Source organism: Flagellimonas profundi (assembly GCF_017313275.1).
Taxonomy (GTDB): domain Bacteria; phylum Bacteroidota; class Bacteroidia; order Flavobacteriales; family Flavobacteriaceae; genus Flagellimonas; species Flagellimonas profundi.
Window position 1 is genome coordinate 618612 of the sequence record NZ_JAFLNM010000002.1, and the last position, 26930, is coordinate 645541.

Annotated in this window: 19 protein-coding genes and 1 pseudogene; 14 read left to right on the forward strand and 6 right to left on the reverse strand. The window is 40.8% G+C overall.

Annotated elements, in window-relative coordinates; genetic code table 11:
• Nucleotides 1–279: 279 nt before the first annotated feature.
• The 4 genes from J0654_RS11775 (at nt 280) to J0654_RS11790 (ending at nt 6711) form a co-directional block, all read left to right on the forward strand.
• A complete protein-coding gene (locus J0654_RS11775; protein WP_207029187.1) occupies nt 280–2919 on the forward strand; it encodes a carboxypeptidase-like regulatory domain-containing protein in 2640 nt (879 codons plus the stop codon).
• 750 nt (nt 2920–3669) lie between these two features.
• Complete coding sequence (locus J0654_RS11780; RefSeq protein ID WP_237685998.1) at nt 3670–4878, forward strand: DUF5690 family protein; 1209 nt, start codon at nt 3670–3672, stop codon at nt 4876–4878.
• Entirely contained in the window at nt 4868–6040 is a 1173-nt protein-coding gene (locus J0654_RS11785; protein ID WP_207029189.1) for a TIGR03364 family FAD-dependent oxidoreductase, read from the forward strand. Before J0654_RS11780 ends, J0654_RS11785 begins: the two co-directional genes overlap by 11 nt.
• Nucleotides 6037–6711: a phosphonatase-like hydrolase gene (locus tag J0654_RS11790; protein ID WP_207029191.1), complete on the forward strand. Its 675-nt coding sequence runs from the start codon at nt 6037–6039 to the stop codon at nt 6709–6711. The genes J0654_RS11785 and J0654_RS11790 overlap by 4 nt, the downstream gene beginning before the upstream one ends.
• On the opposite strand, the gene J0654_RS11795 is transcribed toward J0654_RS11790, so the two are convergent.
• Nucleotides 6712–7278, reverse strand: a complete 567-nt coding sequence (locus J0654_RS11795) for a helix-turn-helix domain-containing protein (RefSeq protein WP_207029193.1) — start codon at nt 7276–7278, stop codon at nt 6712–6714.
• 282 nt (nt 7279–7560) lie between these two features.
• Between J0654_RS11795 and J0654_RS11800 the strand changes: the two genes are divergently transcribed.
• The 7 genes from J0654_RS11800 to J0654_RS11830 all read left to right on the forward strand — a co-directional run bounded on the left by J0654_RS11800 (nt 7561) and on the right by J0654_RS11830 (nt 19100).
• A complete protein-coding gene (locus J0654_RS11800) occupies nt 7561–10848 on the forward strand; it encodes a SusC/RagA family TonB-linked outer membrane protein (RefSeq protein WP_207029195.1) in 3288 nt (1095 codons plus the stop codon).
• A 19-nt stretch (nt 10849–10867) separates the two neighbouring features.
• Complete coding sequence (locus tag J0654_RS11805; protein ID WP_207029197.1) at nt 10868–12322, forward strand: SusD/RagB family nutrient-binding outer membrane lipoprotein; 1455 nt, start codon at nt 10868–10870, stop codon at nt 12320–12322.
• 9 nt (nt 12323–12331) lie between these two features.
• Complete coding sequence (locus J0654_RS11810; RefSeq protein WP_237685970.1) at nt 12332–14002, forward strand: alkaline phosphatase family protein; 1671 nt, start codon at nt 12332–12334, stop codon at nt 14000–14002.
• A 47-nt stretch (nt 14003–14049) separates the two neighbouring features.
• Complete coding sequence (locus tag J0654_RS11815) at nt 14050–15273, forward strand: ComEC/Rec2 family competence protein (protein ID WP_237685971.1); 1224 nt, start codon at nt 14050–14052, stop codon at nt 15271–15273.
• The gene (pbfA, locus tag J0654_RS11820) at nt 15251–16621 is read left to right on the forward strand and encodes a (R)-1-hydroxy-2-aminoethylphosphonate ammonia-lyase (protein WP_207029201.1); all 1371 of its coding nucleotides are present in this window, start codon (nt 15251–15253) and stop codon (nt 16619–16621) included. The genes J0654_RS11815 and pbfA overlap by 23 nt, the downstream gene beginning before the upstream one ends.
• Before the next feature lie 18 nt (nt 16622–16639).
• Complete coding sequence (locus J0654_RS11825) at nt 16640–17716, forward strand: alkaline phosphatase family protein (protein WP_207029203.1); 1077 nt, start codon at nt 16640–16642, stop codon at nt 17714–17716.
• A gap of 595 nt (nt 17717–18311) precedes the next feature.
• On the forward strand, nt 18312–19100 hold the full coding sequence (locus J0654_RS11830) for a membrane metalloprotease (protein WP_237685972.1): 789 nt from the start codon (nt 18312–18314) through the stop codon (nt 19098–19100).
• A 61-nt stretch (nt 19101–19161) separates the two neighbouring features.
• Here J0654_RS11830 and J0654_RS11835 read toward each other — a convergent pair whose 3' ends face one another.
• Nucleotides 19162–20079: a DUF4382 domain-containing protein gene (locus J0654_RS11835; protein ID WP_237685973.1), complete on the reverse strand. Its 918-nt coding sequence runs from the start codon at nt 20077–20079 to the stop codon at nt 19162–19164.
• A 391-nt stretch (nt 20080–20470) separates the two neighbouring features.
• Here J0654_RS11835 and J0654_RS18440 point away from each other — a divergent pair.
• Nucleotides 20471–20596, forward strand: a pseudogene (locus J0654_RS18440) (hypothetical protein); the annotation flags it as partial.
• A 427-nt stretch (nt 20597–21023) separates the two neighbouring features.
• On the opposite strand, the gene J0654_RS11840 reads toward J0654_RS18440, so the two are convergent.
• Both J0654_RS11840 and J0654_RS11845 read right to left on the reverse strand, forming a co-directional pair.
• Entirely contained in the window at nt 21024–22037 is a 1014-nt protein-coding gene (locus J0654_RS11840) for an amidohydrolase family protein (RefSeq protein ID WP_207029207.1), read from the reverse strand.
• A 71-nt stretch (nt 22038–22108) separates the two neighbouring features.
• Nucleotides 22109–22672 carry a Crp/Fnr family transcriptional regulator gene (locus J0654_RS11845; protein ID WP_207029210.1) on the reverse strand — a complete coding sequence of 188 codons (564 nt, stop codon included), beginning with the start codon at nt 22670–22672 and terminating at the stop codon, nt 22109–22111.
• Nucleotides 22673–23267: 595 nt separating this feature from the next.
• Here J0654_RS11845 and J0654_RS11850 point away from each other — a divergent pair.
• Entirely contained in the window at nt 23268–23684 is a 417-nt protein-coding gene (locus tag J0654_RS11850) for a response regulator (RefSeq protein ID WP_207029211.1), read from the forward strand.
• Nucleotides 23685–23737: 53 nt separating this feature from the next.
• On the opposite strand, the gene J0654_RS11855 is transcribed toward J0654_RS11850, so the two are convergent.
• Entirely contained in the window at nt 23738–25243 is a 1506-nt protein-coding gene (locus J0654_RS11855) for a sensor histidine kinase (protein ID WP_207029213.1), read from the reverse strand.
• Nucleotides 25244–25644: 401 nt separating this feature from the next.
• On the opposite strand from J0654_RS11855, the gene J0654_RS11860 reads away from it, so the two are divergent.
• Nucleotides 25645–25971: a hypothetical protein gene (locus J0654_RS11860; RefSeq protein ID WP_207029215.1), complete on the forward strand. Its 327-nt coding sequence runs from the start codon at nt 25645–25647 to the stop codon at nt 25969–25971.
• A 4-nt stretch (nt 25972–25975) separates the two neighbouring features.
• Here the strand turns inward: J0654_RS11860 and J0654_RS11865 are convergent, their stop codons facing one another.
• A complete protein-coding gene (locus tag J0654_RS11865) occupies nt 25976–26917 on the reverse strand; it encodes an NAD-dependent epimerase/dehydratase family protein (protein WP_207029217.1) in 942 nt (313 codons plus the stop codon).
• Nucleotides 26918–26930: the final 13 nt, after the last annotated feature.

The window sequence follows — 26930 nt, forward strand, 5'->3', positions numbered from 1 at the left end:
TTACCAATGATTGGCCCTTTAAAAGAATATTACCACAGCTTCTTATATTTTGGCTTTTGGCCAAATATCAGTAAGTCGATTTTTAAAGGATCACTTAGTGACCTTCACTACTGATGTGTTTAGTTTAGTATACAATTTGCAATTGGATCAATTGGTACTAAGGTGGATGGTGATGTTATTAACGAAAATTAAGTTTCGATTAAGAAACGATTAAAATGGAAAATAATCTTGCTTATCGTTCTCAACCCCTTCATTTTTGGGCAAAACCATTGGATTGTTATGTTTAGATATATCTTTTCATTTCTTGTTTTTACCTTGACCATGGGCCATTTGGCAAACGCACAGCAGACCATAAATGGACAAGTTGTGGATCAAGTGGACAAACAGCCGTTGATGGGGGCATTGGTCATACTAAAATATAGTGGTAAAAGTACCTTGACCGACAATCAGGGATACTTTCAAATGGTCCATAGGGCAAAAGCGGATACCTTGTTGATCCAGTACCTTGGTTATGATGAATCCCGAATACAGGTTTCCGCAAATACCTCGGATTTGGGAACAATCGGTATGCAACGTAGCAATACAACCTTGGATGAGGTTGTTGTGAGCGCATCCCCCAAAAATTTTAAAAGTGAGTTCAAAGGGAGCAATTTCAGGGTCAACCCCGTCTTAATGAAGCATATCAATCCTTTGAGCACAGAAGAGGTGCTTCGGACCGTTCCAGGGGTCAACATAGTTGGGGATATGGGATTGTCCAACCGGCCGAACATCAGTATTCGCGGTTCGTGGGGCAGGCGTTCCAAAAAAGTGCTTTTGATGGAAGATGGTACCCCGGCGGCCCCGGCACCTTACATAGCTCCAGGGGCCTATTATAATCCGGTCAGTGATCGCATTACCTCCATTGAGGTCTACAAGGGAGCGGATTTATTACGATATGGTCCGAACAATATGTATGGCGCCGTTAACTACATCACTGCCCTGCCACCACAAAAGCCGACCCTGCGACTAAAATTAACGGGAGGTCAGCGCAACTATACTTCGGGCCTGTTTTCCTACGGTGGTACCTGGAACGATATAGGTGGTTTGGTAGAGGGGGTCTACAAGAAGTTTGATGGTTTTACCGATAATTCTTCCGTTGAGATCTTGAACCTGAATGCCAAGATCTTTGCCAAGCTGTCGGATGACCAATCCTTGTATTTTAAGGTCAGCGGACAATTTGAGGACAATCAGGCCTCTTTGAGCTCCCAGACCCCATTTACCTTTGAAACGGACCCGACCCAAAACCCTTTGGATGCAGACCAATTTACTATGAGACGCTATGGGGTGGATATTATCCATAAATGGCTTCCGGAGGATGGACTGAGCTTTACCACAAAAGTATATGCTTCGGATTTTGAACGGGATTGGTGGCGACAGGTCACGGCCAAGGTGCTGGCATCGGAAGTTCAAGATTATGTGGGCGATGAAATCTTTAACGATAGATACCGATATTTAGCTGGAAGCACATTTGATGATGAAGACTATGTGATCGTCGGTCGGGTGGAGAACGGACTGGAGAGCACCACGGACAGTCGGTGGATCTATCGTGTTTCAGGAATCAAGGAAACTGTAAATGCAGATTGGGAAGCCTTTGGGGCTAGGAGTGCGTTCGAGGGCAGTATCAACCTGCACCGTGAAACCTTCAAGGATGTTTTCTTGGAGGCGGACAATTCCAGGTGGGCCAGATATGGGACGGCGACCAAAGATTTGTGGTACCGCTTGTGGTCGGCCAATGGATATGTCCGAAATGAGTTCCTTTTTGGAAAACTGGGAGTTACCCCCATCCTTCGTTTTGAGCACGTCGATATGTTTCGGCAGGACCTATTGGCTTTATCACAAAACCCTGATTTGGAGAGTACCACAGAAGGTCGGGAGCCCAATGTTTACAATCAATTTTTACCAGGAACGACGATAAACTATGAGTACGGTGACGGAGAATTTTATGGAAGCGTATATCAAGGAATGATAGCTCCCTCCAAAGTCTTCGGGTTTTTAGTGGAGCAAGATGGTGTGGTCACCAATCCATTGGCGGGACAGAGCATCAATATTGACCCGGAATTAAGCTGGAACAAGGAAATCGGTTGGCGGGGCGGCATATTGGACAACCATATCCAAGGCCAATTGACCTATTTCCACAATGCGAGCAGGAACTTTTATGCGGGAGGGCGAAATGAAGTGTTTACCGAACTGGGGGCAATCAATGTACAGGGAATTGAATTGGCCATCAATGCCGAACTTTTGGACACCAGTGGTCATCAACTGCACTTTTTGGGCAATGTGACCTATATGGATTCCAAGGTAAAGGCAGGGAAATTAGAGGACAGGGACCTTTTCTCACAGGTCGTCCATGGAAACGCTACAAGTAATGAATACATTGCCAAGGTCAATGGGAATAGAGCTGCCTATGAGGTATATGTAGATAATGGGAATGGCGAAGCATTGTTGACCGACGAAACCCTTGATGCTTCACAATTTGATAATATTACCAGAAGTGTCATTACCTTTGGGAACGAAGGTATTTCTGATGCTGAGGCACCCTATACACCCCACATCAATATGAGCCTAGGCCTCAATTATGATTGGGACCGATTGTCCAGTGGCTTTAATGTGCACCACGTTGGTGAGCAGTATACCGAATTCCACAATTTTAAGAACGAATCTGCAGATGGAGCCATAGGCCAGTTGCCTGCCTACACTACCATCGATGCATTTGTGAACTATGATTTCAGCATTGGTGAAAAAATGGACGCGAGTATTTTCGTCAATGGAAAGAACATTACCGATAAGCTTTACCGGGCCTCACGATTGAACAGAGCCACTTCAGGTGTTTTCGGCGGTGGTTTTAGACAAATCATATTCGGTGTCCATTTAAAAATCTAATTGTGGATAGATGGTTGTCAACCGAACAGAAAATAATTTATAAAGCTTTTTTCACACTAATAAAATTAATAACCCTATGGGTTTAAGCTTTAATATCAGTGATTTAACTCAGCTTGTTTAACTTTGAAATGACGAAAGTCAAATTGACTTTAAGAGTTCACAAATCGTCAACATTTTGAAATCAAAAAGTGGAAACCCTGATAAAAACCAATGAATTTTTAGCTTAAAAAACTGGATTTTGAAGCACAGAATCAAGTTGTCTTAAATTCTTAAGTGCCATTGTTTTGTTTCTCGAAGTGATTGCCCTTTTCACGAAAATTGGCCGATAAGAACACTGGCATTTGGTTGAAGTTTACCTCGCTCTGTAGTATTGGTTAAGGGTAAGGTTTGGGACGCTTGCAGCGCGAAACAGAGTTTCGCTTGCCTTGACTTCAATTTACCGTTAATGACAGAGGTTCTTAATCCACCGTTTTATTGAACTTCAACACTTATGTGATATCGCTAACATTTCAGAGTTTACCTTGTTGTAAATGAAATAATCAATCTCAAATTTTCTAAGGTTTGACATTGTACATTTTAACTAACAATTATTTAATCTTAGAAATTGCTATTCTTCTCAATAAAAGTGAGTAATTTGAAACATAAATTTATTATTTGTAAACATTGATTGATAAAGGTTCGGTCAGAAAACGACCAGGATTTGTATTTGTTCTGCATGCGTCACTTGCTGCTTTTGGTACTTACTTTTGCATGTATGCCTTTAGAAAACCATTTTCGGTAGCTACTTTTGATGGGTTGGTCTTTATGGGAGTGGATTACAAGATTCTTCTGGTCATCACTCAGGTTTTGGGATATGCTCTATCCAAGTTTATTGGGATAAAAGTCATCTCGGAGCTCAAACCGAACCGAAGGTTGCTTTACCTGGTTTCACTAATTGTACTTGCAGAAATTTCCCTCTTGCTTTTTGCATGGGTGCCGCCACCGTACAATATTCCTTTTATGTTTCTAAATGGATTCCCCTTGGGAATGATTTGGGGGATAGTCTTTTCCTACATTGAGGGCAGAAGGTTTACCGATATTTTGGGAGTGGTGCTGTCCTCAAGCTTTATCGTGTCCAGTGGGGTGGTTAAATCCGTAGGGCTTTTTGTAATGAATTCTTGGGGTGTCAGTGAATTTTGGATGCCATCCATCACTGGTGCTCTTTTTTTTATTCCTCTTTTGGTTTGTTCCTATCTTTTACAACGTGTACCTCCTCCCACAGCCGAAGATATCGCCAATAGGACAGAGCGGATTCCAATGACTGCTGCAGATAGAAAAAACTTGGTGAAGAAGTTCTTTTTTCCATTGCTCTTAATTGTATTATTCTATACATTTTTAACGTCTTTTAGAGACTTTAGGGACAATTTTGCCAGGGAACTTTGGGACAGTATCGGATATAGCGGTGATGTTTCCGTTTTTTCTACTTCGGAAATTATCATTGCTATAGTGGTATTAGTCATTATTGGAGCCATTTTTCACATCAGGGACAACTATAAAGCCTTGCTTACCTATCATCTATTGCTTATTCTTGGAACAGTGGTTTTGGCAGTAAGCACCCTCATGTTTCAAACAAGGATGTTGGACCCTTTTGTATGGATGGTTTGCACCGGTTTTGGTCTATACATTTGTTATGTACCCTTCAACTGTCTCTTTTTTGATCGTTTTATCGCTACGTTCAAGGTAAAGGGAAATTCAGGATTTCTTATTTATATAGCCGATGCGTTTGGGTATGTGGGCAGTGTTTTGGTGTTGCTCTATAAAAACTTTGGGCAGGCCAATCTGTCTTGGCTCAACTTTTTTGTTTATGGTACTTACACTGTTGCCTTCATTGGGATATGTAGTACCATATTTCTATTTATCCACTTTGCTTCTCGCCGCAAAGCGGAACAACTCAACAACCAACTGGAATATGGACAATAAATACGATGCCGTCATTGTAGGCGGTGGTGTTTTAGGGACTTTTCATGCGTATCATGCACTCGAATTGGGCTTAAAGGTATGCTTGGTGGAAAAAGATCCATACCCCAAGGGGGCGACCACCCAAAATTTTGGACAAGTGGTTCCTTCGGGCATGAACACCAAATGGCAAAAGTTTGGTCGAGAAAGCCTTCATATTTATAAAGAAATCCAGTCTAAGTTCGATATCAGTATGCGTCAAAACGGAACGGTGTATTTGGCATCCAATGAAGAGGAGGAACAATTGTTGGTAGAGCTTAGGGCCATAAACAGTTCCAACGATTATGAATCCAAAATGCTTACCCAACAGGAGTGTTTGAAAAAATTTCCTGGACTTCGAAAGGATTATGTGGTTGCAGGATTGTTTTTCCCGCAAGAGGTTACGGTAGAGCCTAGGGTTATGATCCATAAGCTTCAGGAATACTTGGTTATTCAAAAAGGTTTGGACATTAAGTTTGATTTTCCTGTGATTTCCTGTGAATCCGATAGGGAGGGGGTATCGGTCCGGAATACCAAAAACGAAGAAGTGTTCGGCAAAAAGGTAATAATATGCAATGGGACAGATTTTAAAAACTTGTACCCGGAGACTTTTGCAGCCAGCGACCTTGAGGTTTCCAAATTACAGATGATGCAGACCAAGCCACAAGAAAATTACGAACTGAAAGGGTCAATCCTTACAGGTTGGTCCATTCGTAGGTACGAAGCCTTTCATGAATGCCCGTCTTTTGCAAGAATCAAGGAAAATGAACCAAAGGAAAGCCTTCAAAAAAAATGGGGCGTGCATATTCTTTTTAAACAAGCGGCCGATGGCTCGGTAATTTTGGGCGATTCCCATCAGTATGCCGATGCGGCCAAAATTGAAGATTTAGGGTATGACCTGGATATGGATATCGACAATTTTATGATCGAGGAGGCCAAAAAAATAGTTGACCTGCCCACCTATCAAATCCAGAAACGGTGGTATGGGATGTACTCGCAATGTAAGAACAGTGATATTTTTCAAAAAACCATTGATGACAATATCCATATTATAACGGGAATCGGCGGAAAAGGGATGACAGGCAGTGCGGGGTTCTCGAAAAAAAATATTGCTTCTATCTTTAATACGAAGAAAATCAACTTATGAAAAAAATAGAATTGGCCGTTTTTGATATGGCGGGCACTACGGTGAACGAAGATAATGTGGTATACAAAACCGTTAAGGCCGCTTTGGCCAAATCTGGGGTGGAGGTTTCTTTGGATACCGTGCTGGAATTTGGTGCGGGCAAGGAAAAGTTCAAGGCCATTGCCGATATATTGGAGAAAACCAAAACAACCGGGGTGGACCCCAATGCAGTTTTTAAGGATTTTAAAAATATGTTGGAAGAGGCCTACGCCAATCTTGATGTGACCACTTATGATGGTGTTGAGGAACTCTTTAAACTATTAAAATCTAAAGGAGTGAAAGTGGTGCTCAATACGGGATACGACCATAAAACGGCAAAATCACTTTTAAGTAAGCTTGGTTGGATTCCTGGGGAACAAATAGATGCATTGATTACTGCAGATGATGTGGTAATGGGAAGACCATCTTCGGAAATGATAGATAAGGCCATGGCGATGTTCGGAATTACAGCACCTGATAAGGTTTTAAAGGCAGGTGATTCCGTGATCGATATTGAAGAAGGTAAAAACGCAAACTGTGGTTGGACCGTGGGAGTATTGACCGGGGCGCAAACGCGCGAACAATTGGCAACTGCGGAACCATCCATGATTTTGGATTCCTTGTCCGATTTGGCCGAGCAATTGTTTCCTTGATCAGATAAAGAAATAGACCACCAACATTTTAGAGGGAATTTTCCCTCGGTTAATAGGAACATGGGGGATTCTGCCATCAAAAAATATGGAATCCCCTTCTTTTAAAAGTACTTCTTGATCACCTATCTCGTAGTAACATTCTCCTGTTAATATATATTTGAACTCAAAAGCATCGGTAACTACTTTGTCGCGTTTCGAGTTGGGTTCAACTTCCAACAGTACACTTTCAAAACCAACGGAGTTCAGTTGTTTCCCAAAAATATAGTTATAGGTAAAGCCGACAGCTTCGTCTTCTTTTTCAATGATGGATTGCTCATCCTTACGGGTCACTAAAAAGTTATGGCCATTGGCTTTTGGGATTCCATCAAAAAAATCGGTCATCTCGGTTTCCAAGGCCCCGACTATTTTTAAAAACACAGGCAAGGAAGGGATGGTTCGTCCATTTTCAATCCGTGAAATAAGCCCAGCGGTTACCCCGGCACTGTTGGCAACATCATTTATGGTCTTTTTATTGTTTTTACGTATTTGCTTGATTCTTTTCCCAATGCCAATGAGGTAATCTTCCATTTTTATGTGTGCTTCTAAACTTTAGTATTTATAATATTCTTTTATGAATCAAGATTAAGAAAAAAATTGGTTAATCCACTGCAGTACTAGGATTTCATATAAAATATAGTATTGTCATCGATTTTAAAAAATTGCATATTTGTAAATAATGTTTACATAACATTCAACCGTTTCTTTTAACCTTTCCGTATCATTTTTTTAATCTGTTTAAAGGCCTGCCTTAACTCTTGTGTTGGATATTTGTTGATAAATAATTAACCAAATTTTACAAATACTCAACAAATGAAAAAATCAATTTTAACGTTTTTACTTGCCTTCACCGTAAGTATCATTGGTTATTCCCAAGTTACTTTTACAGGGCAGGTGGTTGACGAGAACAGCGTGCCATTGCCTGGAGCATCGGTGGTTGTAAGAGGTAGTAGCGTTGGTGTTGCTACAGACTTTGATGGGAACTTTGAAATAGAGTTGCCCCAGGGAGGAGAGACCTTAGTGGTTTCTTATATAGGTTATATTCCTCTAGATTTTGACACCACTGGAAAACGTACTGCAACCATTGTGTTGCAAGAGGACTCCCAACAGTTGGATGAGGTTGTGGTAACGGCCTTGAACATTACCAGGGACGAAGAGTCTTTGGGGTATTCCGTTCAAAAAGTGGCAGGTGAGGAAATCTCACAATCCACAAGTACCAATACAGTGAGTACCTTATCCGGTAGAACTGCTGGTGTACAGGTGGTTACAAACGGTACGGGGCCTGGACAGTCATCTTCGGTTGTCATTAGGGGATATTCGTCCATGCAGGGTGATAATCAGCCATTGTTTATTGTAGATGGTATACCAATTAACAATAACACGGATACCAGGACCAATACGTTAGGTGGTGCTTCCAACATGAACCTTGATTATGGTAACGGTGCTGCAGAGATCAACCCGGATGATGTCGAATCCATATCTGTGCTTAAAGGTGCGAACGCAACCGCTCTTTATGGATCTCGAGCAGCTAACGGTGCTGTGATCATTACCACAAAATCAGGTAAGGGCCGTAAAGGAGGTATTAGTTTTAGTTCCAAGACCACTTTTGAAAGTGTATTAAAAGCTCCGGAATATCAAGGGGTATATGGTCAAGGAAAGAACTTTGATTTTGCCTTTGTGGATGGTTACGGAAGCGGAACTTACGATGGTGTGGATGAATCTTGGGGGCCACTTTTGGATGGTACTTTAAGACCTCAGCACGATTCCCCAACATCCAATGGGCTTCGTGGAGGTGACGTCCACGGCTTGGATTACGTACTTGGATCTTCTGGTGTTGATTTGGCAAGGAGAGGAACCATTACCCCAACACCCTTTGTGTATGGAGGAAATCCAGCGGAAGAATTTATGGAAACAGGTAGAACCTTGATCAATACAGTTTCCTTTTACGGGTCCAACGATAACGGAAATTATAGGGTGAGCTACACCAATTTGGACAATAAGGGTATTGTACCCAACACAGATATCAAGAGAAACACGATCTCCGCTTCGGGGGATTATCAGATTACCGATAGACTAAAGGTGTCTTCCAAAATCAATTATATACGTTCGGATTCGGATAACCGTCACGTGAACGGATATGGTACAGAATCCGTGATGTATTTGTTCATCTGGTGGGGACAACAGGTCAATGTAAATAGTTTAAGGGACTACTGGCAAGATGGTCTTGAAGGCTTCCAGCAGTTCAACTACAACTATAATTATCATGACAACCCTTACTTCACCATGTACGAGAATACCAATGGTCTGGCCAAAGACAGAATCATTGGGAATCTTTCTGCAACCTATGACATCAGTGATGATTTTAAGTTTATGGTTCGAGGAGGGCGCGATTTCTTCTCGGAATATAGATTCATTAAAAGAGCGTACTCCACCCAACGTTTTCCAAACGGTCAGTACAGGGAAGATAAAATCAATTTCCAAGAGACCAACTTGGATTTCTTGTTGACCTTTGATAAGGATGTTACCGATAAATTCCATGTAAATGCCAACTTTGGAGGAAACAGAATGGTACAGAAGAACCATTTTAACTCCTTGATGGCCAATAAGCTTTTGATCCCTGGAATCTATTCTTTCTCCAACGTGGATGGAGCCTTGGTACAGCGTACAAGCCGTCCCGAAAAACAAATCAATTCCTTGTATGCATTTGCGCAGTTGGGTTGGGACAACAGTATTTATTTGGATCTCACGGCCCGTAATGACTGGTCGTCCACCTTGCCGGAGCAGAACAACTCCTATTTTTACCCATCGGCATCCTTGAGTGTGGTGCTTACAGATCTGTTCGATTTTGGAGATCAAGATATTTTGAGTTTTGCCAAACTAAGAGGTGGTTGGGCACAGGTTGGTAGTGATACCGATGCTTATAGACTTTCCGATTTTTATGCCTTGGGAACGCCGGTTGGTGATAACCCTACGGCCAGTCCTGCGAATACGTTGCCCAATTTTGATTTAAAGCCGGAGATACAGACCTCTTACGAGTTCGGTACGGATTTGAGATTTTTTAATAATAGACTTTCTTTGGATGCTACCTACTATAATACAGTTTCCAAAAACCAGATTTTGGATATCGATTTGCCAATTACTTCAGGTAAAACCGCAAGGACTATCAATGCTGGTAAAATCCGTAACCACGGGCTGGAAATTATGCTGGGTATCAACCCGATACAAAACGAAGACTTTAACTGGAACACTTCTTTCAATTTTGGTTTGAACAGAAACAAGGTACTGGAATTGGCAGACGGTGTTGAAAGATACCAATATGGAGGAAATGGAATATCATTGGTTGCTGAAGAAGGAGGCTCCCTAGGTGATATGTGGGGAACTGGATTGGTAAGGGTCGAGGACGAGAACAGTCCTTACTTTGGTGAGGTCATCTTTAACGAAGGACTCGTTCAACAGGACAATACCTTGAGAAAACTTGGAAACTTCAACCCGGACTTTACGCTGGGCTGGAACAATACCATCTCCTACAAAAACCTTTCGCTAAACTTCCTATTCGATTGGAGACAAGGTGGTGAATTACTTTCTAGAACACGCTTGATTGCTGCAACTTCCGGTAACGTCGTAGAAACCCTTTGGGGCCGTTCTCCTGAATATGGTGGGCCTCATCCAGGTATTACCGATTCTGGGCTTTCCTATGTTAATGGCGATGGGGTTACCCAAACGGACGGTATTATTGGGGCCGGTGTAAAGCTACAAGATGGTGAATATCTTCCCAATGATGTTATCGTACCTGCAAATGCTTACCATAACAACAGATATCGAAGAAACAATGAAACGGAAGGTATTTACGATGCCACTTTCATAAAACTTAGGGAAGCCAGATTGACCTATGATTTCCCGACAAGATTGTTCAGGGGAGACGACATTAAAAAATTGAGCTTCTCCTTGATAGGGACCAACCTTTGGTTGTGGGCCAAGGATTACAACCACGGAGACCCGGAACTTTTGTCCTTTGGAGGCGGAAGCTATGTGCCAGGGGTGGAAAATGCCACCGTACCTACAACACGTAGTTTGGGATTTGCAATCAACGTAGAATTTTAATCAGGTTAACAATAACAACATGAAAAAGATATTTTTAACAGCGACAGTACTTGCGATGACCCTCTGGTCCTGTGACAAGTTTGACGTAAGCAACGAGAATCCGGATGTTGCCTTGAACATTAACCAAAACCCCGAACTTCTTTTGACCAATCTTCAAAGAAGATCGATTAGGGAAGCCGTTGGTGGATCTTGGAGCGAAGGAAACCTTATGGGACAATATGGAGCCCGAATTGTATTTACCTCCTTCGATTTATTCGATTGGGGTGACCAAAGCGGGGCATGGAACAATTATTACTATGCCATTAGAGATGCCAAAGAATTGGAAAAATTGGCTGGTGAGACGGACTTGAACAGTTACGTGGCAGTTTCCAAAATTATGCAAACATGGGCCTTTAGTATCTTGACCGATATGTGGGGCGATGTGCCTTACTCCGAAGTCAATCAGGCGAGCGAGCAAAATTATACGCCAATGTATGATGAGCAAGAGGCCATTTATACTTCAATGCTCTCTGAGCTGGCAACTGCAAACACCCTTTTGTCCGGTTCTAACTTGACCCAAATTAAAGGGGACCTCTTGTTTGGGGGCGATTTGGAAATGTGGAGAAAGTTTGCCAATTCACTAAGAATGCGGTTGGCACTTCGTTTAAGCGAAGTTTCACCATCTGTCGCTTCTGGGGTGATTAGCGAAATCTATAATAACCCAGGTCAATTCCCGATAATGGAATCCAATGATGATAATGCGGCCCTCACATTTTTGGCTGCAAATCCAGATGCACACCCAGTGACCGAAGAGTCCGTTTATCGTGTGGGGTCTTATAACGAATACAGAATTTCTGAGCATTTCGTGACTATGCTGGAAGGGTTGAACGACCCTCGATTGGAGTTCTTTGCCGACCCAACAGCCAATTCAGTGGAACAAGGTACGCCGGAGATTGTCGGTATGTTGAACGGGGTAGTGGATGGTCCTGCATACACCTACCAAGGGGGTGATGCATTCCTTTCCAAATTCAATATAGATTATTTCTATTTTCAGCCCAATACCAACCAAGCAAGGCTAATGCTCTTTTCAGAGGTGCAATTTATCTTGGCCGAAGCCGCGCAAAGGGGTTGGATCAATGCCGAAGCCCAAACATTTTATGAAGAAGGGGTTACATCCAACTTTGATTACTGGGGAGTGGAATTGCCCGCAGATTATTTAACAAGTGCAGGAGTTGCTTTTGACAATAGTTTGGAAACTATTATGACCCAGAAGTACATTAACCTGTTCTATACCGATTACCAAGGATTTATCGAGTATAAAAGAACTGGATTCCCTGCGACCATCCAACCAGGACCGGATGCTTTCTACGACGTATACCCAAGTAGGTTTGAATATCCTAGTAACGAGGAGTCCTTGAACAACGCAAACTATTCGGAAGCCTCTAGTAGAATAGGAGGAGACCAGATAACTACCAAGGTTTGGTGGGAAAACTAAGGTTTGCCAATGCTTAAAAGAAAACTTCATAAAGTAATGATCATGACCATGGGAATTTTGTTCCTGTGGTCTTGTTCTTCCAAAAGGGAGCAAACTCCAAAGGGAATTCAACATGTCGTTGTTATAGGAATAGATGGGATGAGTCCCGATGGGATTCAAAAAGCAAATACCCCCACCTTGGACTCCATGATTCAAAATGGGGCAGCTACCATGCATGCAAGGTCTGTACTTCCCTCAAGTTCTAGTTCCAATTGGGCCAGTATGATCATGGGCGCCGATACCGAACAACATGGAGTAACCTCCAATGGTTGGGAAAAGTTCGACCATCAGTTGCCCCCCATTGTTGTTACCAAAAACGGAACTTTCCCGACCATATTTACCCTTTTTAAAGATCAGGAGCCCAAAGCTCATGTTGGGGCTATCTACGATTGGGACGGATTTGGACGTTTGTTCGAAAAAGCTGATGTAGATTTTGATATTGATGGAGATCACGAAGATAAAACTACCCAAGAAGCGGTCAGTTACATTAAAGAAAGTACGCCAAATTTCACTTTTGTACACCTAGATCATGTAGATCATGCAGGTCATGCCTTGGGTCACGGAAGCCCTGATTATTATAAATCGATTGAAAAGGCCGATTCCCTTATTGCAGAAATTGTAGATGCCGCCAAACAAGCTGGAATTTTTGAAAAAACCATGTTCATTATATCCGCAGATCATGGAGGATTGGGCTTTGGTCATGGAGGGGAAAGCTTGGCCGAAATGGAAATTCCTTTCATTTTATATGGCGCAGGCATCAAAAAAGGCTACAAAATAGAAGAAACCGTTTACCAGTACGACAATGCACCGACCGTTGCCTACGCTATGGGTTTACAAACACCCCAAGCTTGGATAGGCAGACCAGTAAAAGGCGCTTTTATAGGAAATGAAGCCCCAAAACTTAGCTATAAGCGCAAAAAGCAAATAATCCAACCCAAGATTCTTCCGGATGCTGGCTATTTTGAGCCAGCCGGGGGAGTTTTTAAAGCGGATTCTGTTGCCGTGGTAATGCAAAACCCAAACAATGTGGGTGAGGTGCGATATACCATTGGCAACAACCTGCCTACACTGCAAAATAGCCAGGTATACCAGGATACATTTTACTTAAAGCAAACAAACATGGCCAAGGCAGGCGTCTTTCAGAATGATCGATTGGTGAGCACCGTTGCCGAAGGAAGTTTTAGGATTGTGCCAAAGACCAAACAAGATCCTGTCAAATTTCGAGTTTATCAGGTTAATGGTATAGAAAAATTGCCCGATTTTACATCTTTGAACCCCATTTATAAAGGTTTTGTCACCGAATTTTCCCATAAGCAAGTACTGACAGACGATATGCCGCAAGAACAAGTAGCTGTGGTTTTTGAAAGTTATTTGGAAGTGTCCGAAGAAGGGCAATATGGTTTTTTCACCAATAGTGATGATGGTAGCAAACTTTACGTGAACGGAACCGAAATCGTAAACAATGATGGAGACCATGGAGTTTTAGAACGCAGCGGCTCTTTGAAACTTTCAAAAGGAACACACTTGGTCCGCGTTGAATTTTTTAATGGAGGTGGGGGCTATCATTTGGATGTAAAATATTCTGGTCCCCATATCCCAAAACAAATCATTCCAGCAAATCAATTGTATAGAGAAAAATAAATATGCATTTCAACCTCAAAAGAACTTATCTCCTAGTCATTATTTTAATGGTGCAACTTTTACAAGGGCAACAACAATTGCCAGAGTGGCAACCTGGGTATTTGGATATCCACCACATTAACACGGGTAGGGGCGATGCTGCTTTTATGGTATTTCCCGATGGAACAACTTTCTTGGTGGATGCTGGGGACATGTCCGAAACCCATCCGAGGACAACATCGGGCAGAAATGCAAAACTGGTTCCGAATAGATCCAAAACGGCTCCTGAATGGATAGTGGATTATATTGATCAATTTCTGCCCAAAAAGCAAGAACGAAAATTGGATTATGCCTTGATCACCCATTACCACGATGATCATTTTGGTGAGATCGATTCCTTGCGAATAATTGCGCCTGGAGGGTATCAACTTACGGGAATTATGGAAGTGGGTACGTTGATTCCCATTAAAAAAATGATTGATCGCGGCTTTGATTTTCCTATCGACCTAAAGGATAAAAAGGTGCAATCCCAAGAACGGTTTTCGAAGGATGCCTATGGAATGATTCCCACCCTGAAAGACTATTGGAAGTTCATTGATCATCAATCGGATAAAGTAGGCTTGAAAAACGAAGCTTTGCAAGTGGGCAGCAACCATCAGATAACATTAAAGCACCATCCAAACGATTATCCGGGCTTTTCTGTTCAAAACATTGCTTCCAATGGCAATATTTGGACGGGTTATGATGATTCTGTTTATTCCCTTTTCAAGGAGGGTGAATATCCCGGTGAGAACCCTTTAAGCAATGTCATCCGAATAGATTATGGCAAGTTCAACTATTACACTGGTGGTGATATCTCGGGGATAGATGGTTTTGGACAAACAGATATGGATGCACTGGAATCCCACGTAGCACCCGTTATAGGGGCAGTGGATGTGGCCACGTTGAATCATCATGGAAACCGAGATTCCCAAAATCCATTGTATGTACGGACCATTCGACCTAGGGTCTGGATACAACAAAACTGGACGGCGGATCACCCAGGGGAGGAGGTCCTCCGAAGGATAACATCAAAAAAACTATACCCGGGCGACCGGGATATTTTTTCGACCATTATGCTGCAAGGCACGAAAGATGTGATTGGTGGCAGGTTGGATCAATATAAAAGTCAAGAAGGACATATTGTTGTCCGGGTTTACAACAACGGGGATTCTTACGATATTTATGTATTGGACGATACCTCCGAAAAACGAGAAATAGTAAGCAAGCATGGACCATATAAAGCGCGATAGGCACAACATGGAATCTGTTGTGGAAGGTGACATCAACCGGACTCCTGCCCGGAGCCAATGGTTGCAGAATGAAATCAGCGAAGAAACTAGGGAATTATTGGAAAAGGATGCCAAGTATTTTATGCATCAATCCATGTCGACTCCATGTTTGGACGTGCTCCAAAATTGTGAAGGTGCATATATTGAAAGTGTTTCTGGGAAAAAGTATCTGGATTTTCACGGGAACAATGTGCACCAAATCGGGTTTTCACATCCAAAATTGGTTGCTCGGCTAACGGAACAACTTCAAAACCTGACTTTTTCCACCAGAAGATATACCAATGAAACAGCAGTTCAGTTTGCAGAAAAATTAACTACCTATACCCCCGAAGGACTTAACCGTATTTTGCTCACCCCTAATGGAAGCTCAGCTATCGGAATCGCACTAAAACTGGCTCGGGCCGTAACAGGAAAACACAAAGTGGTCTCCTTTTGGGATTCGTTTCATGGCGCATCTCTAGATGCCATAAGTGCGGGTGGAGAAGCGGTTTTTCAGGAGCAAATGGGGCCATTAATGCCCGGTGTAGAGCGTATTCCACCCCCAATTAGCTATCGTGGCATATTTGAGGGGAATGAGGATAAAGCATTAGAGTATTTGGAATACGTATTGGAAAAAGACTATCAAATCGGAGCTTTTTTGGCAGAAACCATTCGCAATACCGATGTGCAGATTCCATCTAAAAAATTCTGGAAAGCCGCTAGGGAGCTTTGTACCAAACATGGTGTTTTATTGATTTTAGATGAAATCCCTATTGCTTTCGGAAGAACGGGCACCATGTTCGCTTACGAATTGTTTGGCATTGAACCCGATATTCTCTGTTTAGGTAAAGGCCTTGGAGGTGGTATTTTTCCACAAGCCGCTATTGTGACTCGCGAAGAGTACAATACATTCGGACACATTTCACTTGGGCATTATACCCATGAAAAAAGTCCGTTGGGGTCTTTGGCAGGCTTGACACTTTTAGAGGTGTTGGAAGAAGAGAGCATCTTGCAAAAAGTGAAGGAAGACCAAGAATTTATGAGAAAAGCCCTGTACAAAATGCACCGAAAATATTCCTTGATCGGTGATGTTCGTGGAGTAGGGTTGCTATGGGGCATTGAACTGGTGACCAATCGGACCACCAAAGAAAAAGCAACGGCCGAAGCTGAAGAAATTATGTACGAGTGTCTAAAACAAGGATTGAGCTTTAAGGTTTCCAAAGGAAATGTACTGCAACTTTCACCCCCATTGACCATTACCAGGGAAGAACTGGAAAAAGCCTTTGAAATATTGAACTCTGCCTTTTTAAAAACCAATGCTATAGCCTAATTATAATAATCCAAAACAATGAAAAACAGATTTTTAATTTTTATCATGTTGCTGTTCACATCAATGGCAACGTATGCTCAAAAAGCCGAGAACATCAAGGTTATATTGATTACGTTGGATGGTTTTCGCTGGCAAGAACTATTCACAGGCGCAGATTCACTTTTGATCGGCAACAAAGAATATGTACACGATACCGAAATGTTGAAGGAAGCTTTCTGGAGAGAAACACCAACTGAAAGAAGAGAAGCATTATTGCCGTTTTTTTGGAATCAAGTGGAAAAAATGGGTCAGATTCATGGAAATCGAACATTGGGAAGCAAAGTGGACTTGACCAACTCCATGTGGTTTTCTTACCCGGGTTATAACGAAATTTTGACGGGAACCGCGGATGACGAAAACATCCGAAGCAATGCCAAAATGCCCAATCCCAATACTACCATTTTGGAGCGATACAACAATACTCCCGAAGGAAAAAGCAAGGTGGCTGCCTTTGGCAGTTGGGACGTGTTTCCATTTATTGTGAACGAAGAGCGTTCCGGGGTTCCGGTAAACGCGGGATTTGAAGAAGCTACAGGCGATTTGACCGAAAAGGAAAAATTCTTGAACCAATTACAGGGGCAGATTCCAAGCCCTTGGGGAAGTGTGCGACTGGATGCGTTCACCCATCATTATGTCTTGGAACACATGAAAAAGAAGCATCCAAATCTGGTGTATATTTCTTATGGAGAAACAGATGATTTTGCCCACGACGGGGATTATCAAGCCTATTTGAAATCGGCGCACAATACCGACGCCCTGATCAAGGAGATATGGGAGTTTACCCAACAGGATGATTTTTACAAAGACCAAACCGTGTTTTTGATCACTACGGATCATGGACGCGGAACAGAGCCGTTGAAAACATGGAGAAGCCATGGAAGCGATGTAAAAGGGGCAGGCTCCGTTTGGATGGTTGCTTTTGGAAAAGATGTTGATCCCGTTGGAGAAGTTGGGACGGAAGAACAATTGTATTCCAATCAATTTGCACCCACTATTTTAAAATTATTGGGAATGCCCATTGCCAGAGAAATTAAAGGTAGCCCCGTAAAATTATAAGTTTAAGTAGTTTTGATTCAGTTTATTAGTTTGCATGAACGCAAAAGACCCGTACATAAGTGCGGGTCTTGTTTTTTTGGGCCTTTCAAAATCATTCATCTATATTAAAATGGTTAACAGATGGAATAATTGTTTTGTAATTGGGTTTTAGTAACTAGTTAAATGCAAATAGGTGATCTAAAATCAATCATTTACAGTTGTTTGTTTATATTTGAAATGACGAAAGACAAATCAATCGCAAAAGTTCACAAATCGTCAGCATTTTGAAATCAAAAAGTGAAAACCCCAATAAAACTGGGGGGTCCGGGGAAAAAGTTCGATTCTTGCCGGGGCTACTTTTTGACCTTCAAGTGATTCAGTAAAGTGTAGGATAAAAAGTTAGATTCATATATAACTCTCCCTAAAAATCGGATATTTCCTCAAAAGAAGAAGCAGACAAAAAAGTGATTCAAAAAAAATCAGAATCTTTTACCTTCAATGGTGTACTTGCTATAAAACGAAATCCATACCGATTTTCACCTTTTAAGTGTAGATTTATCTATCCCAATCACAATGATTTCTGATATGGACGTTATACTTATAAAGTTTGATGCTTATGAGAGTAGTAGAAAGAAATTTACTTTGGGTACTGGTATTTTTTGTAATGAGTTGTTCCTCCAACGGGGATTCAGGTGAGCAGGCACAGACTCCGGAAGAAACTATTGATAAAGCTGCGAATCAACAAGCGGTGGGTGATTCATCTCAGGGGTTGTTGGATGATAATAGCTTTACGTCACTATACATTGGAATTTATTATGTTCAGGGACTCCGTCCAAGCTCGGAAACTGTTGAACACTTCAAAGGGTTTTTAAATGAACGATTGAACAAACCGGACGGAATTAACATTGAATTGTTTGAAATGGATTCCCCTGGACAGGGTGTTTATTCCATTACAGATGTCCGAAAAATAGAGGATGAGGTCAGAACGGCATATAACGAGGGCTCGACATTGAAGGTTTTTGGGCTTTTTCTGGATGGTGAATATGCTGAGAATACCGAAAGCGGATCGGTCTTGGGCGTTGCTTACAGAAATACTTCATTCGTGCTTTTCTCCGAGACCATCAGGGAATTCAGCGGCCAGCCTCTTTCCCCAAGCACAACGGTTTTGGAGAGTACGGTATTGGACCATGAATTTGGTCATTTGATGGGGTTGGTCAATGCCGGAACACCATTACAAAGTCAACACCAGGATATTGAACATGGCAGACATTGTACGACCGAGGATTGTTTGATGTATTGGACCGCGGAAACCGGTGAGGGGCTGGTAAATATGATAAGTGGAGGAACCGTTCCAATACTGGATCAGGCATGTCTCGACGATTTACAGGCCCATGGAGGAAAATGAATTTTAATAAAAAAAGCCCCTTATTCGGGGCTTTTTGGTATAATGGATTGATTCTCCTTCCTTAGGGAGTTGTTCCAATTACAGTCACATTGGCATTCAACTGAAGTGCTGAGGTTACTTCCAAAGCCCCTAAGTCAAGACCTGTAGTGGACTCCACTTCCAAGGTGGAATTGAAATAGAATTGGTTGCCATCCTGTGTGTATGACACAAAGATCAGCTCGTATTCACCTGTTTCCAAAAAGTTGAGGCTGTAGGAATTGTTGATGCCTCCCACTTCGGCACTGGTAATGGCATTGGCAAAACGGATATTGCTCTCGCCCTGTCCCTGGGTTTCAACTTCCGCATTGTACGTACCCTTTTCATAGGCATATACCACGATTTTGTCCGATGTGTTCTCCGCATCGTTCACCGTGCCCTTTATTTCACCTGTAGCTTCCTGATTTACGGTACGTAGGCCGGCGCTGAGTTCGGAAGCGGTCACGAAGTTGAAGTCGCTTTCCAAAGTTCCCTGTTCTTCCTTTACGGTCTTTCTCAGGTCAAAATCAATGATGATTTCGTTGGTATTGGTTGCAAATACTTCAAAGCTATCCGTAATATCAATGGATTGCGAAGTGGATTCGATCTTGTCCTTCGATCCATCGGCCATTTCCACATAACATCCGGGAGCATTGCCGTCCATGTCGGCATCATAGTCCAATACCAATTCGATATTGCTATAGGAACCGGCTTCCATTTGGAGGTTTCCCAAGGTCTTGGTCTGTCCGTTTACCAATGCGGAAAGGTCGAATGTGGTCTTATTGAAGCCCTCTAAAGAGGTGCCGTCCACCCTTACATCGGAAACTGTAACGAACACAGCCTCGATTTCGGCATTGTCCACGGGCGCATCCGTGATTTTGTAGGTTGTACTGTAGGTTTCACTTTCTGGATTTCCATTTTCATTATCCTTACTACAAGAAAACATCATGATTGCTATTCCCATAGTAATACCGACATTTTTCAAAAAAGGTTGCATAAAATTTAAGATTTTGAGATTTATATTGTTTGTAAAAATAACAACCTGAAAGTGACAAACCCTACCCGAAAATGTCAAAGATTTTATGCTATTCGAGGAGGGGTTTGACAGTCAAAAAGTTATGGTGAACTTTAAGATTTGTTATTCCTTTTAAATGAAACAATATGTAGAAGAGGGAACTTGGCTAACAGGAATTGTTGAAGCTTTAAACCAGAACAATCATATTGTATTTGGGCATTATTAAGATGTATTGGATATCCAATGTTATTATCTTCTTGGTTTCTAAGATAAAATTTCCTTTCTCCCTGATTATTACCGGGGCTACTTTTTGACCTTCAAGTGATTCAATGAATGGAATTCAAACAAGCAGCGTGTAAAAAGTTCTTCTATTCATGCCAAATCAATCAACCAATATCTTGATGAGTTCTATTCAGGTTTGTTCCATTCATTCCAAAGATTACGGAAAATGCTCTCAGCTTTATAAAATCAGGTAATTTTTAGCTTAAAATTGAATTTTGGAATCTTTGAATCAAGGTGTCTTCAATTCTATTTAGAATATTGTTTTGATTCTTTAATCCATTACATTATTCACGAAAAAATGAATATTGCGACCGAGTTTTGGTTAAAAATCACCTCGCTCAATAGGATTGGTTTCAGTAAGATTTGGGGCTTGTAGCACTCCACTTCGTTGCGTTCGCCTTTTTATCGATTTTTAGTTCAAGACAAGGTTTTTTATGGTACCATTTTATTCAAAATTTAGAATTATGTTTTTTGAATAGGCACGGGTGATTGCCATTGAACAAAGTTTGGAACTTAAATTGTACGCATTGGTCCAAGGAGGGATTTCCAACCTTAATTTTCAGAATTCATAAATGTCTCCATTTCTCGTTGACCTACAATTGTTAATTTACCTAAATGGAAAACTTGCGATTAGGGAACAGCGCTTTAATGTTTTGATTGGCCATTTTATCAAATTCTTCAGTACTTAGATTGCTTTTAAGCTCAGAAAGTAACTTGTCCACAACTGGTCTTGGAGCAAAAAATGCATCGGATCCGAACAAAATGTGTTCTTTGGCTATTTTATCTGTTAATCTTAGAACATCAGGATCTACATTTAGAGCTGTATCGAACCACATCCGCTCTATATAGGAGGAAATACTTTTTTCGACCATGGCCCAACGATCTTTCACCTGATTGGAGACAGGCATGGCGTCACGTACATGCTCCATTCGTGGGAAGGTGAACTCAACCCTTGAATGCAAATAGGGCAATGTTCCTCCCATGTGTGAAAAGATGAACTGCACATCAGGACAACGCTCCGTGGTGGCACTATAAATTAGATTTGTAGCCGCCCTAGTGGTGTTAAAAGTAAATTCCGTGATGAAATCGATCGGAACAAACTCCGGTCTTTTTATCGAGCTGTCAGGAGAACTTGGGTGCACATAAACCACCGCTTTATATTCTTGCAATATATCCATGAGTTCGTCAAAACAGGAATCCCCCAAAAATGATCCTCCGTAATTGGAAAGTAGACCAATACCATCCAATTTCAAAACATCCAAAGCATATTTTACCTCTTCGATACTTGCCTCTACATCTGGCATGGGCAATACTGCAAATGCACCAAAACGATCGGGATACTTTTGTTTGGCAATTGCCATGAACTCATTGGTTTTTCTGGCCAATGTTTTTGCCTTTTCGGGTGATTGAACATAAACTTCACGAAGCGCGGGCTCTGAAATTGACATGAACGCTGTTTCAATGTGAAGTGAGTCCATAAAATCGAGGCTCATGTCAACGTTCCATGGGTCTATCGATTTTCCACCGGAATGGGTAATTCCAATTTCGGCCAATCCTTCCCTGTACACATCTGGTATGATGTGGTGATGAACATCTATCAGGGGGCTATAATTTGTTTCTGACATTTCGAAGATTTAATGAATGCCAAAAGTATATGGTTGTCTTGTTTTAAAAATTAACAAATGATAAAAAAGAATCAGGCTTGGCTTTTAATGCGGCTTAAACTCTCCTGTGTAATTCCAAGGTAACTGGCCAAAACTTTATTGGACAACCGAGCTATCATTTGTGGTCTATTGTCCATTAAAGCATCAAACCGTTCTTTGGCAGTCATATTCTGAAAAGCTTCTATACGACCATAATGTAGGGAAAATGCTTGCTCAATGCGATTGATGTAAAATGCACGCCAAGCAGGAACAGTTTCATTTAGTTTTCTAAAATTGGCATAGGAAAGTTCGTATACAATACTATCTTCCAATGACTGAATATTTTCTGAAGAGGGAACTTGATTTATAAAACTATCAAAACTGGTTGCGAACTCATTTTCAAACGCAATTCTTCGTGTGGATTCCTGATTCCCATCATCTGAAAATACACGAATAATCCCCTCGCCAACCAAATATACTTTTCTGGCTACATTGCCAGCCAACAACAAAAATTCATTCTTATGAGTCTCGACTTTGTTGAATGCATCCAACATAACACTCATTTGTTCATCCTCAAGCTGATACCGTTCTTTTAAAAGCTTTAGAAATTTTTCCATAAATTAAGTTTCTGGGAAATAAAAATACAATGAATAAAATCTCCATGAATTAAGCAGGAAAAGGAGTCAAAAAAATTAAAGTTCAAATAAACAATGGGAACTCAACCGTATATAATATAACAAATCTTGAGCATAGCCCTCCCTATTGAAATGTATATGCCCAGTAAAGTTCCGCATGTAAACAAGTTGTGTTTCATTATAACCAACCAATAACCCATGATAAAATTCTTCAGAAAAATTAGACAAAAGCTACTCTCTGAGGATAAATTCATTAAATATCTGCTTTACGTAATTGGAGAAATTGTACTCGTGTTTATTGGTATTCTTATTGCGTTACAAATAATTAACTGGAATGAATGGAAAATACACTTCTGCAATTAGTATGTTCGATTCTCTCATTGACCAGTTTGATTTCTTGTTTCTAAGAGATATCAAAGTTGCTAAAGAACCCAGTGCATTATTCTTTGCTTATTCATAGTTCTATATTCAAATGCACAAAATCGAATTGATCACTTATATTTTTTAAGCTTTCACAACAAAATTTCCAAATAAATGTCCAAAGCTGCTAATTTCAATTAACATTAAATTTTAAGACATGTACAAGGAAATTTATTTGGTTGATGATGAGGAGCTCATCAATACCGTAAATGCAATACAGTTTAGAAAATTGGGGCTTGAAGACAAAGTCAAAAGCTTCACAAATCCGGAATGGGCCCTGGACAATCTTCGATTTCGAGAAGATTCCCCGGAAAGGATAATTGTTTTTTTAGATATCAATATGCCTGAGATGAGCGGATTCGAATTTTTGGAATTCATGTATCTTGAAAAATTCCCACAAATTATAGATGTGGTGATAGTTACCTCATCCATTTCGGAGGATGATTTAGAAATGTCCAGGAAATTTAAAAAATATGTGCGCGGCTTTATTAAGAAGCCATTGAAAAAGGAAGATATACAAGCGTATCTTAAGGTTGATATGCCCCTTCCAGAAACTAGCGTTGCAGGCTTTTAGGAAATAGTAATTCTCGCGGTAATCCAATATGAATAGGGATTCAAACGTCCGTTTTAAGCCTTTGAATCAAGAGCATGTTCCTGAAGTTCAGATTTAAAACGTAAAATAAAGTTTGTGCCCTCATTTATTTGACTTTCACAGATTATTTCACCTCCTAGCATTTCCACAAAATCTTTAATGATCAACAAACCAAAACCTGTGCCTTTTTCACCAAATGTACCTCTTGTTGATTGTGGCTTATCGCTATGTGTTGTTAGATTAAACCGGGAAGAATCCATACCCACTCCAAAGTCTTTTACCCCCATTTCAATATGTCCGGAATCTTGTTGTGACCACAACAGTATTTTTTGACCCTTATTGCTAAACTTTATTGCGTTCGAAATTAGATTTCGTAAAATGACTTTTAGGATATTTTCATCTGTAACAATTTCAGAACATGAAATATCCAATTCAATATCAATATCCTTGTCCTCTACCATTCTTTCAAATTCATTTTTAACGGTTGTAAAAACCTCCGATAAATCACATCTTTTTTTGTTGGGTTTTATCCCTTCAAGTTGACTGTAGGACCATTGGAGTAATTCATTCACCATGTCGATTTTATCGGAAATTTCACCTTTGAGTTTTTCAAAGATTTGCTTCATTTCATCATCCTGTATCTGTTCTTCTATCATGGCGATGATTACACTAATATTGTTAAGTGGGGACCTTACATCATGGGTAATTAGGGAGAATAGTTTATTCTTAAGCTTATTTGTCCTTTCCAGCTCTTCATTTTGTATTTCAAGTGAGTTATTTGCGATTTGCAGGTTTTTGGTTTGTCGGTCTACCTCGGATGTAAGCTTTTGGTTTGCATCTAACTGAATTTTCATGTTCTCATCCTCAAGCGATTTAAACTTATAGCCGAGCAAAAGTGAGAAAAGAATAAGCTGAAGGGTGACTAAAATTGAAGAAGTCAGTATTATTGGATCTGCATTGAAACTGAATTGTCTTTTCAAAAACCATGCGCTTATATACAATAGTGCTGCCAATAATATTGGGGCATAAGAATATAGGTAGTACTTATTGAATTTTTGAGCGCTGAAAAGCCAAAATCCCGAAAAGATATTCAGAAGTATAGAAGCCATCGAGGTAATTGCCGCAAGTATGACAATTGCATCATTGAACCAGACTATTCCTGTAAAAAGGGTATTGGCCAGGTGCAGTACTGGAAGACTTACCACGATGATTATGAAAGACTTGTAGATTTTCGATAATTTGTGATATTCCTTCCTTGTGATATTCAGATAGTTCTTTGTGAACATCAACAGCCCAAAAGTAGTGAGCATCGCAGTGGTCAAGGAGGCTTTATCCGCAAATTTTGCAATGGCGTCGTCAAATGAATTATTGATGAAAAAAGAAAGGCTCCAATGTAAGGTAAGCCCTAAAATCAGTATAAAATAATAAAGTAAAATTTTATGTCTCAATATTAGGTAAGACAGCAGGTGGTAAACCGCGAAAACCCCAAAAATAGCTGCAAATACAACTGTTGTAAAAAGTCTGAAATCCAGATTATCCATAATTTATTGCACAAAAATCAACGTGTGAATATAATCTTATAATAAATTATTATGTGCATAATTAAAACTTTTGTAACATGATTTAAATCTATTATTTAAACCCAATTTATTTATTTTTGAAATGCCGAAAGGCAAATCCATCACAAAAGTTCACAAATCGCCAACATTTTGAAATTAAAAAGTGAAAACCCCAATTAAACTGGGAATCAGGGAAAAAATAGTTCGGTTCTTGCCAGTGCTACTTTTACTATAGTGCCTCACACTTTTTTAATGCCATCTTCAAGTTAACATCATTTTTGGTCGATAAAATCGCCTCAATTTTGACAACGCAAATTTTTTTTTATAATTTTTCCATACAATCACATTTGTTCTAACTTAGAGCAAGAAGTAATCACCATATCATGAACAACCTCAAACGCGTAATTGTAGACTATAAAAAACTGACCTCCGAGGTACTCAAGCTTTTGGTGGACAAGTATCCTGATGGATATGGGGACGATGATGTCATCAACTTCAAAAATATTAAAGGCGAATATATCGAGGCCGTAGAGGTTTCTACCGAGGACACCAAATACCTCGTGAAAATCAGTTCCAAATTAGAGCGGACCATGGCCGATTTCGATGAGGATGATGACGATGATGATTTCGACTCCGAAGATTACGATAAGATTCCCGAGGATGACGAAAACTTCTCGGATTCCGAAGAAGAAGATGAGGACGACGAATAAATCCCTATCCCTTTAAGTTTTTAAGCATCTCTAGGGTTGTTTGGTCCAAATCAAACCTTGGTTCCCAGCCCCACTCTTTTCTTGCGGCCGAATCGTCTATACTACTAGGCCAAGAATCTGCGATTTCTTGTCTAAAATCCGGGGCATAGCTTATTTTAAATTCGGGAATGTGCTTGGCAATACTATCTGCCATTTGTTTTGGGGTAAAGTTCATACCCGCTAAATTGTAAGAAGACCTGACTTTGATTTTTTCTGCTGGTGAATCCATTAGGCTTACGGTAGCTCTAATGGCATCGTCCATATACATCATGGGAAGCTCTGTATCGCTGTCCAGAAAACATTCATAGGATCCTTTTTTTAAAGCTTCGTGGTAAATTTCCACAGCATAATCGGTGGTTCCCCCGCCAGGCATGGTCTTCCAGCTGATCAGCCCGGGATATCGAACGCTTCTAACATCAACGCCATATTTTTTGTAATAGTACTCGCACCACCTTTCTCCCGACTGTTTACTTATGCCATAAACCGTACTGGGCTCCATAATAGTACTTTGAGGCGTATTTTGTTTAGGGGTGTTAGGACCAAAAACAGCTATGCTGGAAGGCCAGAACACCTTGGATATTTTTTTCTCCTTCGCCAAGTTGAGGACATTGAACAGGGAATTCATGTTAAGGTTCCATGCGCGCATGGGAAATTTTTCCGCAGTAGCACTCAGCATGGCTGCCATTAAATAAACCTCATCAATTTCGTAGTGCATCACCACATCTTCAATTGCAGCGTAGTTGGTAGCGTCCAAAAGCTCAAAAGGTCCCGATTGCATCAGAGCTTCTCCTCCCTCGCGAATATCACTTGCAATTACATTTTCGTCCCCGTATTTGCTTCTTAGTTCAAAAGTGAGTTCGGTTCCAATTTGCCCACATGCGCCGATGATCAAAATAGGTTTGTGCATTAAAATCGAAGTT

Excerpts from the sequence above, each read along its gene's own strand:
- J0654_RS11775 (WP_207029187.1), top strand. The coding sequence starts at position 280 with ATGTTTAGATATATCTTTTCATTTCTTGTTTTTACCTTGACCATGGGC.
- J0654_RS11780 (WP_237685998.1), top strand. The coding sequence starts at position 3,670 with ATGTATGCCTTTAGAAAACCATTTTCGGTAGCTACTTTTGATGGGTTG.
- J0654_RS11785 (WP_207029189.1), top strand. The coding sequence starts at position 4,868 with ATGGACAATAAATACGATGCCGTCATTGTAGGCGGTGGTGTTTTAGGG.
- J0654_RS11790 (WP_207029191.1), top strand. The coding sequence starts at position 6,037 with ATGAAAAAAATAGAATTGGCCGTTTTTGATATGGCGGGCACTACGGTG.
- J0654_RS11795 (WP_207029193.1), bottom strand. The coding sequence starts at position 7,278 with ATGGAAGATTACCTCATTGGCATTGGGAAAAGAATCAAGCAAATACGT.
- J0654_RS11800 (WP_207029195.1), top strand. The coding sequence starts at position 7,561 with ATGAAAAAATCAATTTTAACGTTTTTACTTGCCTTCACCGTAAGTATC.
- J0654_RS11805 (WP_207029197.1), top strand. The coding sequence starts at position 10,868 with ATGAAAAAGATATTTTTAACAGCGACAGTACTTGCGATGACCCTCTGG.
- J0654_RS11810 (WP_237685970.1), top strand. The coding sequence starts at position 12,332 with ATGCTTAAAAGAAAACTTCATAAAGTAATGATCATGACCATGGGAATT.
- J0654_RS11815 (WP_237685971.1), top strand. The coding sequence starts at position 14,050 with ATGGTGCAACTTTTACAAGGGCAACAACAATTGCCAGAGTGGCAACCT.
- pbfA (WP_207029201.1), top strand. The coding sequence starts at position 15,251 with ATGGACCATATAAAGCGCGATAGGCACAACATGGAATCTGTTGTGGAA.
- J0654_RS11825 (WP_207029203.1), top strand. The coding sequence starts at position 16,640 with ATGAAAAACAGATTTTTAATTTTTATCATGTTGCTGTTCACATCAATG.
- J0654_RS11830 (WP_237685972.1), top strand. The coding sequence starts at position 18,312 with ATGAGAGTAGTAGAAAGAAATTTACTTTGGGTACTGGTATTTTTTGTA.
- J0654_RS11835 (WP_237685973.1), bottom strand. The coding sequence starts at position 20,079 with ATGGGAATAGCAATCATGATGTTTTCTTGTAGTAAGGATAATGAAAAT.
- J0654_RS11840 (WP_207029207.1), bottom strand. The coding sequence starts at position 22,037 with ATGTCAGAAACAAATTATAGCCCCCTGATAGATGTTCATCACCACATC.
- J0654_RS11845 (WP_207029210.1), bottom strand. The coding sequence starts at position 22,672 with ATGGAAAAATTTCTAAAGCTTTTAAAAGAACGGTATCAGCTTGAGGAT.
- J0654_RS11850 (WP_207029211.1), top strand. The coding sequence starts at position 23,268 with ATGTACAAGGAAATTTATTTGGTTGATGATGAGGAGCTCATCAATACC.
- J0654_RS11855 (WP_207029213.1), bottom strand. The coding sequence starts at position 25,243 with ATGGATAATCTGGATTTCAGACTTTTTACAACAGTTGTATTTGCAGCT.
- J0654_RS11860 (WP_207029215.1), top strand. The coding sequence starts at position 25,645 with ATGAACAACCTCAAACGCGTAATTGTAGACTATAAAAAACTGACCTCC.
- J0654_RS11865 (WP_207029217.1), bottom strand. The coding sequence starts at position 26,917 with ATGCACAAACCTATTTTGATCATCGGCGCATGTGGGCAAATTGGAACC.